This is a genomic window from Serratia rhizosphaerae, from assembly GCF_009817885.1.
GTDB classification, from domain to species: Bacteria; Pseudomonadota; Gammaproteobacteria; order Enterobacterales; family Enterobacteriaceae; genus Serratia_B; species Serratia_B rhizosphaerae.
This window is the reverse complement of the sequence record NZ_CP041764.1, coordinates 155,602-169,255: the sequence shown is the minus strand read 5'-3', so window position 1 is coordinate 169,255 and position 13,654 is coordinate 155,602. Positions and strand designations below refer to the sequence as shown.

The 13,654-nt window shown below is 55.5% G+C and carries 11 protein-coding genes; 5 read left to right on the top strand and 6 right to left on the bottom strand.

What is annotated here, in order from left to right:
• Nucleotides 1-111: 111 nt before the first annotated feature.
• Nucleotides 112-336 (bottom strand): hypothetical protein, encoded by a 225-nt coding sequence (locus tag FO014_RS00890; protein WP_160027091.1) that lies wholly within the window; start codon nt 334-336, stop codon nt 112-114.
• Between the two features lie 353 nt (nt 337-689).
• Nucleotides 690-1,823: a glucans biosynthesis protein MdoC gene (mdoC, locus tag FO014_RS00885; protein WP_160027089.1), complete on the bottom strand. Its 1,134-nt coding sequence runs from the start codon at nt 1,821-1,823 to the stop codon at nt 690-692.
• A 259-nt stretch (nt 1,824-2,082) separates the two neighbouring features.
• Here mdoC and FO014_RS00880 point away from each other — a divergent pair, with 259 nt between their 5' ends.
• From FO014_RS00880 to FO014_RS00870, 3 genes are all read left to right on the top strand, one after another.
• Complete coding sequence (locus FO014_RS00880; RefSeq protein WP_201282901.1) at nt 2,083-3,651, top strand: glucan biosynthesis protein G; 1,569 nt, start codon at nt 2,083-2,085, stop codon at nt 3,649-3,651.
• Entirely contained in the window at nt 3,644-6,205 is a 2,562-nt protein-coding gene (gene mdoH / locus FO014_RS00875; RefSeq protein WP_160027087.1) for a glucans biosynthesis glucosyltransferase MdoH, read from the top strand. Before FO014_RS00880 ends, mdoH begins: the two co-directional genes overlap by 8 nt.
• 188 nt (nt 6,206-6,393) lie before the next feature.
• Entirely contained in the window at nt 6,394-6,591 is a 198-nt protein-coding gene (locus tag FO014_RS00870; RefSeq protein WP_232251673.1) for a YceK/YidQ family lipoprotein, read from the top strand.
• 5 nt (nt 6,592-6,596) lie between these two features.
• On the opposite strand, the gene FO014_RS00865 is transcribed toward FO014_RS00870, so the two are convergent.
• Both FO014_RS00865 and FO014_RS00860 read right to left on the bottom strand, forming a co-directional pair.
• Entirely contained in the window at nt 6,597-7,142 is a 546-nt protein-coding gene (locus FO014_RS00865; protein ID WP_160027085.1) for a GNAT family N-acetyltransferase, read from the bottom strand.
• A 47-nt stretch (nt 7,143-7,189) separates the two neighbouring features.
• A complete protein-coding gene (locus FO014_RS00860) occupies nt 7,190-7,567 on the bottom strand; it encodes a MysB family protein (RefSeq protein ID WP_160027083.1) in 378 nt (125 codons plus the stop codon).
• Nucleotides 7,568-8,095: 528 nt separating this feature from the next.
• On the opposite strand from FO014_RS00860, the gene FO014_RS00855 reads away from it, so the two are divergent.
• Nucleotides 8,096-9,607 carry an aldehyde dehydrogenase family protein gene (locus tag FO014_RS00855; RefSeq protein ID WP_160027082.1) on the top strand — a complete coding sequence of 504 codons (1,512 nt, stop codon included), beginning with the start codon at nt 8,096-8,098 and terminating at the stop codon, nt 9,605-9,607.
• Nucleotides 9,608-9,791: 184 nt separating this feature from the next.
• Nucleotides 9,792-10,190 carry a VOC family protein gene (locus FO014_RS00850; protein ID WP_160027081.1) on the top strand — a complete coding sequence of 133 codons (399 nt, stop codon included), beginning with the start codon at nt 9,792-9,794 and terminating at the stop codon, nt 10,188-10,190.
• Nucleotides 10,191-10,236: 46 nt separating this feature from the next.
• Here FO014_RS00850 and FO014_RS00845 read toward each other — a convergent pair whose 3' ends face one another.
• Nucleotides 10,237-11,790: a peptide MFS transporter gene (locus FO014_RS00845; protein WP_160027080.1), complete on the bottom strand. Its 1,554-nt coding sequence runs from the start codon at nt 11,788-11,790 to the stop codon at nt 10,237-10,239.
• Between the two features lie 462 nt (nt 11,791-12,252).
• On the bottom strand, nt 12,253-13,491 hold the full coding sequence (gene mdtG, locus FO014_RS00840) for a multidrug efflux MFS transporter MdtG (RefSeq protein ID WP_160027079.1): 1,239 nt from the start codon (nt 13,489-13,491) through the stop codon (nt 12,253-12,255).
• Nucleotides 13,492-13,654: the final 163 nt, after the last annotated feature.

The window sequence follows — 13,654 nt, the reverse complement described above, 5'->3', positions numbered from 1 at the left end:
TTTTATATAACTATATCAGATGATTGGGAAGCTAGGCTGCTAACAAACCCTGCCTGAACGGCCAAACCATTAAACCTGAGTCTGGTTTAATGGTTTGTGGCTAGTGCTGCATTAATGGTCGAGGGATTGCAGGGCGCGTTTGATTAACTCCGCCGCCAGCTTCCTTTCCGCTTCGGAAACGCCATCAAGATTGAAGTGGGACAGGTCGTGCACCAGTATGCTGCGATCCTTGCCGCTTATCGAGGCATCCAGCGCGGAGAGCAACCTGCCCAAAATTTTGAGTAGGGTGGCATTGGCCGGTGCGGCGTCCTGAGCCGGGGTGTTTTGGTCGGTCATTGAAAAATCCTCTCTGTCGTGACGGAAGGGAGATGTTGCTGAGGCCGTCTATGCGACGGCGCTTTCCCTTAGGGTTCAGTGAGCCCAATCGCTACCGTGAGGCAGGGATGTGGATTTCCATTAACTACGCAGCGGCATTCGCCGTTTGCACGTTTACTGTGCCGTAATTGTTATCCGGCCTGCGAGCAATGCGTGCTCTTCCGGCGACGAAAGCTGCGAAAGTAAATTATATGCTGTTTAACGACATTGGGGGGAGTGCGGTTGGGCGAGAAGGAACATGGGGCGATAAACCCCATGTTTTTGCTGGCATACTAGGTCCTGGATTAGGATGATTCTTGAAAATAGGCCTCGTTTTACTTTTGAGGCTTGCCGGAAAACAGGAAACGTAGCAATGGCACCCGCTTATGCGCTTCATACAATATAAAGGCCAGTCCGAAGACAAATACCAGCCCCGTCGTGAATCCCACAATGTTATTGCTGATATGAGGCGTAACGAAAGCGCCGTACAGCAGCGTCAGCGGATGGTGCACCAGGTAGATAAATAAGGAGGCATTAACCAGATAGGTGATGCGCGGCGAATGGTAGTTCAGCAGCCGGTGGCCGAATGAAAACACCACGTTGGTCATCAGGATGCCCAGTACGATCTTGATCAGGACTTCCACTTCAAACATCAGATCGTTATGAGCCAGCAGCTTTTGGTTCAGCATATAGGCGATGAACAGCAACAGCGCGCCCAGTGCCGCCTTGGGTGACGGGGTAAGGAAAATCTCTTTTAGCCAGGCGTATTTGAAGGCGTAGGCGCCAAGGAGGAAGAACGGCAGGTAGAACAGTGTTTCCATCGCCACAAAATTGAACAGTCCGTCGCCGAGCAACTGCGGTGCGGTCATTAAAATAATGCGGTGCGCCACCGAATAGGCTATCCCATAAATAAGAAAATACAGTGAGATCTTTCCTAAACTATTCATGCTATTTATTGGGAACGGCGCGATAGGCGTTTTTATCGCCTTAATTTTTCTGAACAGGTAAAAACCGGCGCAGGTAAGCAGCGACAGCGTTAATAAAAACCATAAATGGGATACTAATTCCCAAACGGCAACGTTAATTTTCTGATAAAGGTCAAATCCATCCCAGCCGTCCAGTTTATGCGTCGCGTATTTCAGCAGGAAAAACTGCGGCAGGGTAATGAGGGGGATGGAGCTTAACAGCGGGATGGCCACCCGCTCCAGCCGCACCTTGAGCCAGCGTTTACGTTCATAACGCTGGTAAAGCATAAAGGAGAAGTAACCGGAGATGATGAAGAACACCTGCATACGGAATGCATGGATGAAATCGTTCAGTACCGTCAGTGAAAACGACGGCGTGACGCTATTCACAGACCAGGCATGGCTGGAGTAAATCAGAGAAAGATGAAAAGGGATGCCGAGCAACATTAAATAGGCCCGGATAGAATCCAGGAAAAACTCGCGCTGGTTGTTTCCGTTAGTCATAAGATACCGCAGATAGTTTTTATTGAGGCTTCTTTAACCTGCTTATTAATCAAGCATGGGTTAAATCTCATTTCAGACCCTACTATATCACCCCATAATTTTCCATAGCGTCTTGCGCGCGGGCTTGCTACGCTGGGCTTCGTCAGCTGCCTAAACTATGAGCCAGAAACATGAACCAATCATTTATCATGTTGTCGGATAGCTGAATAATCCATTAATATGGATTTTAAATGATTTGAGCACACGAATAGGGGGGGATGTGCCAGTTAATATTTTATCCAGACAGCCACGCGCCGTGAGCGTTCGTTGGTTAGGTGCCACCGTGTTGTTCACGCTGTTCAGTTCGCAGGCGTGGGCCTTTACGCTCGATGATGTCGCCAAACAGGCGCAGGAGTTGGCAGGCAAGCGTTTTGAAGCGCCGAAGAGCAACCTTCCTTCTCAGTTCCGCGACATGAAGTTTGCGGACTACCAGCAGATCCAGTTCAATCACGATAAAGCGTATTGGAACAAGCTGAAAACCCCGTTCAAGCTTGAGTTTTATCATCAGGGCATGTACTTCGACACGCCGGTGAAAATCAACGAAGTCACCGCAACCACGGTCAAACAGATCAAATATAGCCCCGATTACTTCAATTTCGGCTCGGTGAAACACGATCCCGAGTCGGTGAAAAATCTGGGCTTTGCCGGTTTCAAAGTGCTGTATCCGATCAACCGTGCGGATAAGAACGATGAAATCATGAGCATGCTAGGCGCCAGCTATTTCCGCGTGGTGGGTAAAGACCAGGTTTATGGCCTGTCTGCCCGCGGTCTGGCGATCGATACCGCTCTGCCTTCCGGCGAAGAGTTCCCGCGCTTCCGCGAATACTGGATCGAACGGCCTAAGGCGGGCGATAAACACCTGGTGATTTATACGCTGCTGGATTCGCCGCGCGCCACCGGCGCCTACCGTTTTGTGGTCTATCCGGGCCGCGACACCGTGGTGGACGTACAGTCCAAGGTGTTCCTGCGTGATAAAGTGGGCAAGCTGGGTATTGCGCCATTAACCAGCATGTTCCTGTTCGGGCCGAACCAGCCATCGCCGATGATGAACTACCGTCCGGCGCTGCATGATTCCAACGGCCTGTCTATCCATGCCGGCAACGGCGAATGGATCTGGCGCCCGCTGAACAATCCGAAGCACCTGTCCGTCAGCACCTACACCGTTGAGCATCCGAAAGGGTTTGGTCTGCTGCAACGTGGTCGCGACTTCAAAGACTATGAAGATCTGGACGATCGTTACGATCAGCGTCCGAGCGGCTGGATTGAACCGCGTGGCGATTGGGGCAAAGGCAAGGTTGAGCTGGTGGAGATCCCGACCGCCGATGAAACCAACGACAATATCGTGGCGTTCTGGACGCCGGACGTGCTGCCGGATGCCAAAACGCCGCTGGCGCTGAATTATCGCCTGCACTTCACCCGTGATGAAGACAAACTGCATTCACAGGATATTGCCTATGTGAGCCAGACCATGCGCTCCACCGGCGATGTGAAGCAGTCCAACCTGATTCGCGAGCCGGACGGCAGCGTTGCCTTCCTGGTGGATTTCGTCGGGCCGGTTCTGAAAGGCCTGGATGAGAAGACGCCGGTGGCTTCACAGGTGAGCGTCGGTGATAACGGCGAAATGGTGGAAAACAACGTTCGCTATAACCCAGTGACTAAAGGCTGGCGTCTGACGCTGCGTGTGAAAGTGAAAGACGACAAGAAACCTGTAGAAATGCGTGCAGCACTGGTTAATGGTGATAAGACCCTGTCGGAAACCTGGAGCTATCAGCTACCTGCCAATGAATAAGTCTACTCAAACTGCCCAGGATTATCTTGCGGCAATGCCTCTGACCGCTGAGCGGTCAGAGGCGCTCAATCAGCAACTGGCCGCCGATGGCGGCCAGTCTTTGGAAGCGCTGCACCGCCAGATGGGTGCTGAAGACGCTAACGTCGCCACGCTGCCGGAAGACGATATCGCGCTGGCTTCGGTTAAAAGCCGCATTGAAAACGCCTGGCCGGATGCGGTTGACGACGAAAACTTTGATACCGATGCGCAAGGGCGGGCCATTCTGAAAGCGACGCCGCCGATCAAACGCACCAGCATGTTTCCGGAAGCCTGGCGCACCAACCCGGTGGCGCGCTTTTGGGACTCTTTGCTGGGCCGATCGCCGCACAATCGTCACGCCAGCAAAGAAGAGGCCGACGCGGAAAACCGCTGGCGTATAGCGGGCTCCATGCGCCGCTATGTATTACTGGTGCTGATGTTGGTGCAAACCGGTATTGCCACCTGGTATATGAAAACCATTCTGCCGTATCAGGGCTGGGCGCTGATCGACCCGATCGCCATGCTCGACCAGGATCTGATGCAGTCGGTGCTGCAACTGCTGCCTTACGTACTGCAAACCGGCATCCTGATTTTGTTCGCCATTCTGTTCTGTTGGGTATCGGCGGGCTTTTGGACGGCGCTGATGGGCTTCCTGCAGCTGTTGATCGGCAAGGATAAATACAGCATCTCCTCCACCATCAAGGGCGATGAGCCGATTAACCCGGAACACCGCACCGCGCTGATTATGCCGATCTGTAATGAAGACGTTGAACGCGTTTTCGCCGGTCTGCGTGCGACTTACGAGTCGGTCAAGGCGACCGGGCAGCTGGATCATTTCGATATTTACGTGCTGAGCGACAGTTACGATCCCGATATCTGCGTTGCGGAACAGAAAGCCTGGATGGAACTGTGTCGCGATGTTGACGGCCACGGGCGTATTTTCTATCGCCGTCGTCGTCGTCGTGTGAAGCGTAAAAGCGGCAACATCGATGATTTCTGCCGTCGCTGGGGTGGTGATTACAGCTACATGGTGATTCTGGACGCGGACAGCGTGATGAGCGGCGAGTGCCTCACCGGGTTGGTGCGTCTGATGGAAGCCAACCCGAACGCCGGCATCATTCAGTCTGCGCCGAAAGCCTCCGGTATGGATACGCTGTATGCGCGCGTTCAGCAGTTTGCGACGCGTGTCTACGGGCCGCTGTTTACCGCCGGTCTGCACTTCTGGCAGTTGGGTGAGTCCCACTACTGGGGCCACAATGCGATCATCCGCGTCAAGCCGTTTATCGAGCACTGTGCGCTGGCGCCGCTGCCGGGTGAAGGTTCGTTCGCCGGGTCGATTCTGTCCCATGACTTTGTCGAAGCCGCGCTGATGCGCCGTGCCGGCTGGGGGGTGTGGATCGCCTACGATCTGCCGGGCAGTTATGAAGAGCTGCCGCCTAACCTGCTGGATGAACTGAAGCGCGACCGCCGCTGGTGTCACGGCAACCTGATGAACTTCCGCCTGTTCCTGGTGAAAGGCATGCACCCGGTGCACCGCGCGGTGTTCCTGACCGGCGTGATGTCTTACCTGTCTGCGCCGCTGTGGTTTATGTTCCTGGCCCTGTCGACGGCGCTGCAGGTGGTGCATACGCTGATGGAGCCGCAGTACTTCCTGCAGCCGAGGCAGCTGTTCCCGGTATGGCCGCAGTGGCGTCCGGAGCTGGCGATAGCGCTGTTCTCCACCACGCTGGTGCTGTTGTTCCTGCCGAAGCTGCTCAGCGTGATCCTGATCTGGGCGAAAGGCGCGAAGGAATACGGCGGAGCATTCCGCCTGCTGATCTCGATGCTGATGGAAATGCTGTTCTCGGTGCTGCTGGCGCCGGTGCGCATGCTGTTCCATACCGTGTTTGTGGTCAGCGCCTTCCTTGGCTGGGAAGTGGTGTGGAATTCGCCGCAGCGTGATGACGACGATACGCCGTGGGGCGAAGCGTTCAAACGTCACGGATCGCAAATGCTGCTGGGGCTGGTATGGGCCGGCGGTATGGCGTGGCTGGATCTGCGCTTCCTGTGGTGGCTGGCGCCGATCGTATTCTCGCTGATTCTGTCGCCGTTCGTATCGGTGCTCTCCAGTCGCGCGACGCTCGGCCTGAAGAGCAAGCGTGGCAAGCTGTTCCTGATCCCGGAAGAGTACTCGCCGCCGAAAGTGCTGGTGGCGACCGAGGAGTATCTGCAGCAGAACCGCGCTCGTGCGCTGCGTGACGGCTTTATGCACGCGGTGGTGAATCCGTCCTTCAATGCGCTGGCAACAGCGATGGCGACGGCGCGTCACCATCTGCGCGCGGCGATTGAGCGTGCTCGTGAGGAGCGGGTCAATGAGGCGATGCAGGTTGGTCCGGAAAAACTGGAAAAACTGAAGCGTCTGGAATTGCTCAGCGATCCGGTGGCACTCTCCCGACTGCATCAGCGCGTTTGGCAGCAGCCGGAAGGTGAGGGCTGGCGGACGTATTATCAGCAGTTGCCGCATAATGCGCAGGCTCACCCGGCCGGTCAGCGCTAAGCGCCGGCTTGGCCGCAGACAAAAGGACGCGTAACTACGCGTCCTTTTTTTATGGCGCTTACATAATGCTGACATTCTGTGTGCCGGTCATCATGTTACACTGCGCGCCGGTATTATCAGGCGACGGATAGGTTAAGAGAGTGAAAACAGGTTTCTTGCTGCGGGTGGCGTTATTAACGCTGGGCGTCATGACGCTGTCCGGCTGCGGCAGTATTATCAGCCGTACGGTGCCCGGTGCCGGCCATGGCCATCAATATTACCCGGGCGTACAGTGGGACCTGCGTGACACGCCCTGGCGCTATCTGACGGTGATTGACGTGCCGCTGTCAATGGTGGTGGATACCTTCATGCTGCCGTTTGACGCGCAGCACGGGCCTTATGAGTAGCCTGCCTAGCGGGTGGCGAATGCCAGCAGGGAATAACGCTTGCCCCGGCAGGTAAACGTCGTGACCGTCGTCATGCCCAGCCCTTGCTGATGGGCGGCGAGCGAATGCGGGTTAGCGTCGTCGATAAACAGAACTCCCAGATCGTACGATGCCCGCGTATGGTTTTTTACCGCCGCAAACAGTTGTTTCAGCACCCCTTTGCCGCGCCAGCGTTGGTCCAGGCAAACCGGGCCGTAGAGAAAATAGCGCAGCTGCTGAATCGGCCGGTTGTCAAAGTGCTGTACGTCCAGTGTGGCCAGCATGGCGTCGACGACCTCAGGGCGAGGCTGCATATGCGCCTGCGTCAGGCAGACAAAGCCGGCCAGTTGTCCTTCCGCGTCCGCCACCAGAATGCCTAGCTCCGCATTGATGCGCGCAAGCTGGGCTTCATCCATTTTCGAAACGATAAATCCTTGCCGCCGCCGTTCAGCGCTGAGATGCTCCGGCACGTTTTGCGCCTGCAGCGCCAGAATGGCGGGGTAATCGGCGGGCTGGGCCGGCCTGATGATCATTGTCGCTCCTTCAATTCTGTCGCAGCCGCTGAGTGCTTATGGACGCGCTAGCGTTCATCATCCCATTCGTCGGCCGCGGTTTCCCCCTCTTCGGTATCTAACGGCGGTTCCAGTTGGAAATCGTCGTCGTCCCATTCATAAAGGGTGTTTTCGTCCAGCCACTCTTCGCGGATCTCTATGTCGTCATAGTCGCCGGCAAAAATCGCCTGGGCGGCGGCACCGCTGCGCAGCGGCAGGCACTCCGTCGACGCGCCTTCCTCGGCAAAAAACTCTGCTTGCCACAGGATATCACCATCCAGCATCACGTATTTTTGCAAATTGAACTGTTGCGCCGCCGGCGGTTCGTTATCTTCCCCGTCGGTGGACTCAATAAAGGCTTCGCGCGCTGCTTCAATCGCTTCTTCCAGCGTGTCATACAGGTCCATAATCGTCTCCGGTCACAGTGCGGTGGGTTGGCGAGCTTCAGGGAACTGAAGCAGAATGAAAAACGTCAAAATTAATTGTTGTCGCCGCTGCACAGGATGCAAATTTTTTTACGCTGTCGTCAGCGAATGCCAGATCGTGGGAGGAAAACGGTGGGGCATTCAATTTGCCTCATGCTCCGCAGGGGAGGTTGATCTGGCTGATTGGCGACGGCGTTTGATAGAGTAAAGGTATAGATAGATTCACGGTATGAATATAAATCGATAATTATATTGCTTAACTTTATTAATATTATGGCCATTAAGTTTATTTATTGAATTATCCTGACTGTTTTTGTCATTCATTCGGAATATTTGTGATGATTATCCAGATAAGTGATTTTATGGCGCATCGTTATTTACCTGAGCATACTAGTCTGATAACAATAACGGCAACCTCCTGTTTTTTGTTAATGCCATGGAATTAACGTCCCGGGGATTCTTCCGGTTCCGGCTATTTGGATAACGATAACCACAAAGAGGATAAAATGGATGACAACAAATAACATTATGCCCGGTTTCGATCTGAAAAAACGCTATGACAACTTTATCGGCGGCCAATGGGTGGTGCCTTGCGGTGGTGAATACTTTACTAATCTGACGCCAGTGACCGGCCAGCCGATGTGTGAAGTGGCAAACTCTGATTCACGAGATGTGGATCTGGCGCTGGATGCCGCCCACCAGGCGAAATTAAGTTGGTCGAAAACGTCGGTAGCGCAGCGCGCGGCGCTGCTTAACGCGATAGCAGACCGGATGGAAGCCAACCTGCCGCTGTTGGCCGCAGTGGAAAGTTGGGACAACGGCAAGGCGCTGCGTGAAACTCAGGGCGCAGACGTGCCGCTGGCGCTGGATCATTTCCGTTATTTTGCTGCCTGTATCCGCGCGCAGGACGGCAGCATCAGCGATATTGAGCCAGAACTGGTCGCCTATCATTTTCATGAGCCGTTGGGGGTTGTCGGGCAGATTATTCCGTGGAACTTCCCGCTGCTGATGGCCTGCTGGAAGCTGGCGCCGGCGCTGGCGGCGGGGAACTGTGTGGTGTTAAAACCGGCCAAGCTGACGCCGCTGTCCGTTTTGGTGCTGATGGAGATTATCCAGGATATTCTGCCGCCGGGCGTAGTGAACGTGGTCAACGGCTCCGGGGCCAAGATCGGTGAATACCTGGCTACCTCTCCGCGTATCGCCAAGGTTGCGTTCACCGGTTCGACGGAAGTGGGACAGCAGATTATGGGCTATGCCGCTCAGAATGTGATTCCGGTGACGCTGGAACTGGGCGGGAAATCTCCCAATATCTTCTTTGAAGACGTGATGGATAAAGACGACGCCTTTTTTGATAAAGCGCTGGAAGGGTTTGCCCTGTTCGCCTTTAATCAAGGAGAGGTTTGCACCTGTCCGAGCCGCGCGCTGATTCAGGAATCCATTTATGAACGGTTTATTGAAAGGGCACTTGAGCGCGTGGCGAAGATTCGGCGCGGCAGCCCGCTGGATATCGCCACGCAGGTGGGGGCGCAGGTATCCGCCGATCAGCTGCAAACCATCATGAATTACATCGAAATCGGTAAGCAGGAGGGCGCAGAAGTGCTGATTGGCGGCAACCGTGTCGATCTGGGGGGGGAATTGAGTAACGGTTACTACCTGGAGCCGACGGTATTGTTCGGGCGCAATCACATGCGCGTCTTCCAGGAAGAGATCTTTGGCCCGGTGCTGGCGGTGACCACCTTCAAAGATGCCGACGAAGCGCTGGCCATCGCCAACGATTCACCGTTTGGGCTGGGCGCCGGCGTCTGGAGCCGCAACGGCTCGTTGGCCTATAAAATGGGGCGCGGCATTCAGGCCGGCCGGGTCTGGACCAATTGTTATCATGCCTATCCTGCGCATGCCGCCTTCGGCGGTTATAAACTGTCAGGCATCGGTCGCGAGACACATAAAATGGTGCTGGAGCACTACCAACAGACCAAGTGCCTGCTGGTCAGTTATTCGGATAAGGCGCAGGGGCTGTTTTAAGCCGGCGCATACGTGATAAGCCAAAATACCGCCGCTGATAACGGCGGTATTTTTTGCGCTGGAATGTGCTGTAACCGGAGCAGGACAAACAGCACGTTACTCTCTGAATTAACATTGAACGTTTACTACTCTTGCCTATGTCAATGCCGTCAGGCCGGTGACGGAGTATTTACTGGGGGAAACCATGTTGCCTAAAAATGCCGTTCTGCGTATTGCACGGCCTACCGATCGTCTGCAGTCTATTGTGGCCATGTATTGCGATGGCTTGGGATTCAGCCGGTTAGGGGAGTTTTACGATCATCAGGGTTTTGACGGCGTGATGCTGGGGCATCCGCACCATGCTTATCACCTTGAGTTTACCCATCACCGCGGGGAGCCGGCGGGGCAGGCATTGAGCAAGGACAACTTATTGGTGTTCTACGTGCCGGATGCCTCCGAGTGGCAGGCTCAGTGCCGGCAAATGCTGGCGGCGGGTTTTAACCGGGTTAGCGCCTATAACCCGTACTGGGATAGTCATGGTCAGACTTTCGCCGATCTGGATGGCTATCGCGTCGTACTGCAACGGCAGGAGTGGCGGGCATAAAAAAGCCGGCGCGTAATGCGCCGGCTTATGCGAAAACGCAGAGCGATCAGACGCTGGTGGCCGGCTGCTGCTCGCTGCTGGTTTTGGTATTGGCCAGCATGCGGCGAATCGGCACAATCAGCAGGGTCAGCACGGCGGCGCAAATCAGCAGCGCGATGGAACAGCGTGCAAACAGCTCCGGCAGTGAGTCCAACTGATCCGCCTTCACATGGCCGCCGATCAGGCCGGCCGCCAGGTTGCCGAGCGCGCTGGCGCAGAACCACAGGCCCATCATCTGCCCGCGCATTCTCTCCGGCGCCAACAGCGTCATGGTCGCCAGCCCGATAGGGCTCAGGCACAGCTCTCCCAGCGTCAGCATCAGAATGCTGGCAACCAGCCACATAGGTGATACGCCGGCGCCGTCGTTGCTCAGAACGTGCTGGGCGGCCATCATCATCAGCCCGAAACCGGCGGCGGCGAACAGGATGCCAATCACAAATTTCGTGATGCTGCTCAGCTGGACTTGCTTACGCGCCAGCGCCGGCCACAGCCAACTGAATACCGGCGCCAGCAGGATAATAAACAGCGCATTGATGGACTGGAACCAGACCGCCGGAATCTCAAAATCACCGATCATGCGGTTGGTGTAGTCATTGGCGAACAGGTTGAACGAGGTCGGCTTCTGCTCAAAGGCAGACCAGAAGAAGGCGGCTGAAACCAGCAGGATAAAGCACACCAACAGGCGGGCGCGCTCTTTGCGGTTCAAACCGGCGAAGGCGAACAGGTAAATAAAATAGAGCGTCACCGAAGCGGCGATGACGTAAACCAGTATGCTGGCGACGGCCACCGGGTTAATCACGATCGTACCGTTGGCGACCATCGCGGTCAGCGCCACGATAACCAGCGCGATGCCTCCCAGCCAGGCGCCCACGCCGTTTTTCTTCACGACAGGACTGTTCCAGGTAGAATCCAGCCCCACTTCTTTGTCGTAGCGTTTCATTGCCGGCACGGCGAAGATGCGGAAAATCACCAGCGCCACCAGCATACCGATACCGCCGATGCCAAAGCCCCAGTGCCAGCCGTGCGATTTGATCAGCCAGCCGGAAATCAGCGGCGCGATAAATGAGCCCATATTGATGCCCATATAAAACAGCGAGAACCCTCCGTCGCGGCGGGCGTCGCCTTTCTTGTACAGCGTACCGACCATCACCGAGATACAGGTTTTGAACAACCCGGAGCCCAGCACGATCAGCATCAGGCCGATAAAGAACAGCGGATTGCCCATAATAGCGGACAGGGCTATCGACAGGTGGCCGAGAGCGATCAGAATCGAACCGTACCAGACGGCTTTGCGCTGCCCCAGCCAGTGATCGGCCAGCCAGCCGCCGGGCAGTGCGGCCAGGTACATACTACCAGCGAAGATACCGACGATAGCCGACGCGTTTTCGCGCGCCAGTCCCATTCCGCCTTCATAAACCGTGGCGGCCATAAACAGAATCAGCAGCGGGCGAATGCCGTAAAACGAAAAGCGTTCCCACATTTCGGTGAAGAACAGTGAACCGAGCGGGTATGGATGGCCGAAAAAGGTCCGGCTTTCTTGTTGGTTGCTAGAGGATTGCATAACGTATTCCCAATAAAGTCTGCCGATTGCACCGGCTTATAGTGTGGTATGTATATGTTGTTAAGCGTGATAATTCCGCAAAAGCGGGTTACCGGACAAAACCGCGGCCGCAACGCCCGTATGCCGTGGAAAGCGTCGCGACCCTTTCTTCACTTAGCAGAGTGCGGGCACTCTGCGTGATATTATTCAGCCATTTGATAATCGGCTGTTGGTTTTGTCTAGTACCTATATCCCATTTATTAGATGAAAAGTCGACAAACATCTACTTTTTTAGTTTTTATGTTGGAAAAGTGGTAAATGTGATTGACAGGGCGTTTATTGAGCAGTTTTTTTAATTGTTTTTATAAACAACTAGATAGGTGGTTTCTTTGTCGCAGCTGGCGGCCAGCGGTGACGAAACGCCATGAATAATGAAAGTGCTGAAAATGGCCGCTAATGATAAAAAATAGTGCGGGCTGCGTATTATGGTTCTTCTTGCAGCTGTTTTTCCTGCGGGGGTTTGGGGCGACGCTGCAGACAGCGCCATGAATAGAGCGCGTTGAACATCACCACCAGCGCCGTCACGCCGAATACCGCCCGAAAACCGTAGCTGGCGGAAACCGCCGCGCCGAGCAGCGGGCCGGTGACATTGCCGACGTCACGGAAGGATTGGTTATAGCTGAAGATGCGCCCGGCCACCTGATTGCTGCTGTTGTAGATTAATAGCGTCTGTACCGCAGGCAGCAGGGCGCCGTCGGCGGCACCCAGCAGGAAACGCAGCACCGCCAGCTGCCATGGCGTTTGCACAAAAGCCATAGGGATCAGCAGCAACACGGAGAACAGCAGCATACAGACGAGAATACGTTCCGGCCCGATGCGGTCGCCCAGCCTCCCCAGACGCGGCGCGCTGATCAACGCGGCAACGCCGGGCACGGAGGCGATCAGCCCGCTGACGAACGCCAGGTTATGGATATCGCCGGCCAAATCGCGCACGTACAGCGTCAGGATCGGTGCAATAGAGCCGGTGGCGATCTGAATAATCATGGTGGTCACGAACAGCGCCAAAATCAATCTGGGGTTTTTCAGCGAGGCAAACACCTGACGGGCGTGCAGCATATCTTTCCGTTGTACCGGGGTGAACTGTTCCCTGACGAAAAACAGCGTCAGCATAAAGCAGATAAACAGGACGGCGGCGGTGATATAGAACACCGGGCGCAGGCCGTACTGGTCGGCTAACAGGCCGCCGATCAACGGACCGATCAATGCACCGCTGACGCCGCCGGTTGAGAGGGTGCCCAGCGCCCAGCCGCTGCGGTTGCGCGGCACCTGGGTGGCGATCAGCGCGTTGGCATTGGGAATAAAGCCGCCGAGCAGGCCGAGCACCGCGCGCAGCGCCAGAAACTGCCAGATGTTTTGCGCCATACCCATCAGCGCCATCACGATGGCCATGCCCAGCGCGGAGCGCAGCAACATCAGTTTGCGCCCACGCCGGTCGGCCAGTCCGCCCCAGAAAGGCGAGGCGACGGCGGAAAACAGGAAGGTAATGCTGAACACCAGCCCGGACCACAGGTTCAGCGCCTCATGCCCGGAGACGCCAAGCAATTCGACGTAGAGTGGTAAAAAGGGCATGACCAGGCTGAAGGCGGCGCCGGTAAGAAAGCAGCCGAGCCAGGCGACGAAGAGGTTGCGTTTCCAGTTAATAGGTTCTGATACCGGAGCCATGGGTTACCGTAACAGCAGAAGAAGAGGCAGGCGATGGCGCTGCGGCCAAGGCAAAAAAGTTAGCCTGCTCAGTATGCGCCTTCGATGCGCGGACTTCAAATGTGTTCGGGACGGAGAGACGGAAAAATAAAATAAAGTTTCAAAAATAAAACAGGGTGCGATC

Coding starts and splice junctions, on each gene's coding strand:
- mdoH (WP_160027087.1), top strand. CDS start 3,644: ATGAATAAGTCTACTCAAACTGCCCAGGATTATCTTGCGGCAATGCCT.
- FO014_RS00855 (WP_160027082.1), top strand. CDS start 8,096: ATGACAACAAATAACATTATGCCCGGTTTCGATCTGAAAAAACGCTAT.
- mdoC (WP_160027089.1), bottom strand. CDS start 1,823: ATGACTAACGGAAACAACCAGCGCGAGTTTTTCCTGGATTCTATCCGG.
- mdtG (WP_160027079.1), bottom strand. CDS start 13,491: ATGGCTCCGGTATCAGAACCTATTAACTGGAAACGCAACCTCTTCGTC.
- FO014_RS00865 (WP_160027085.1), bottom strand. CDS start 7,142: ATGATCATCAGGCCGGCCCAGCCCGCCGATTACCCCGCCATTCTGGCG.
- FO014_RS00890 (WP_160027091.1), bottom strand. CDS start 336: ATGACCGACCAAAACACCCCGGCTCAGGACGCCGCACCGGCCAATGCC.
- FO014_RS00870 (WP_232251673.1), top strand. CDS start 6,394: ATGACGCTGTCCGGCTGCGGCAGTATTATCAGCCGTACGGTGCCCGGT.
- FO014_RS00845 (WP_160027080.1), bottom strand. CDS start 11,790: ATGCAATCCTCTAGCAACCAACAAGAAAGCCGGACCTTTTTCGGCCAT.
- FO014_RS00850 (WP_160027081.1), top strand. CDS start 9,792: ATGTTGCCTAAAAATGCCGTTCTGCGTATTGCACGGCCTACCGATCGT.
- FO014_RS00860 (WP_160027083.1), bottom strand. CDS start 7,567: ATGGACCTGTATGACACGCTGGAAGAAGCGATTGAAGCAGCGCGCGAA.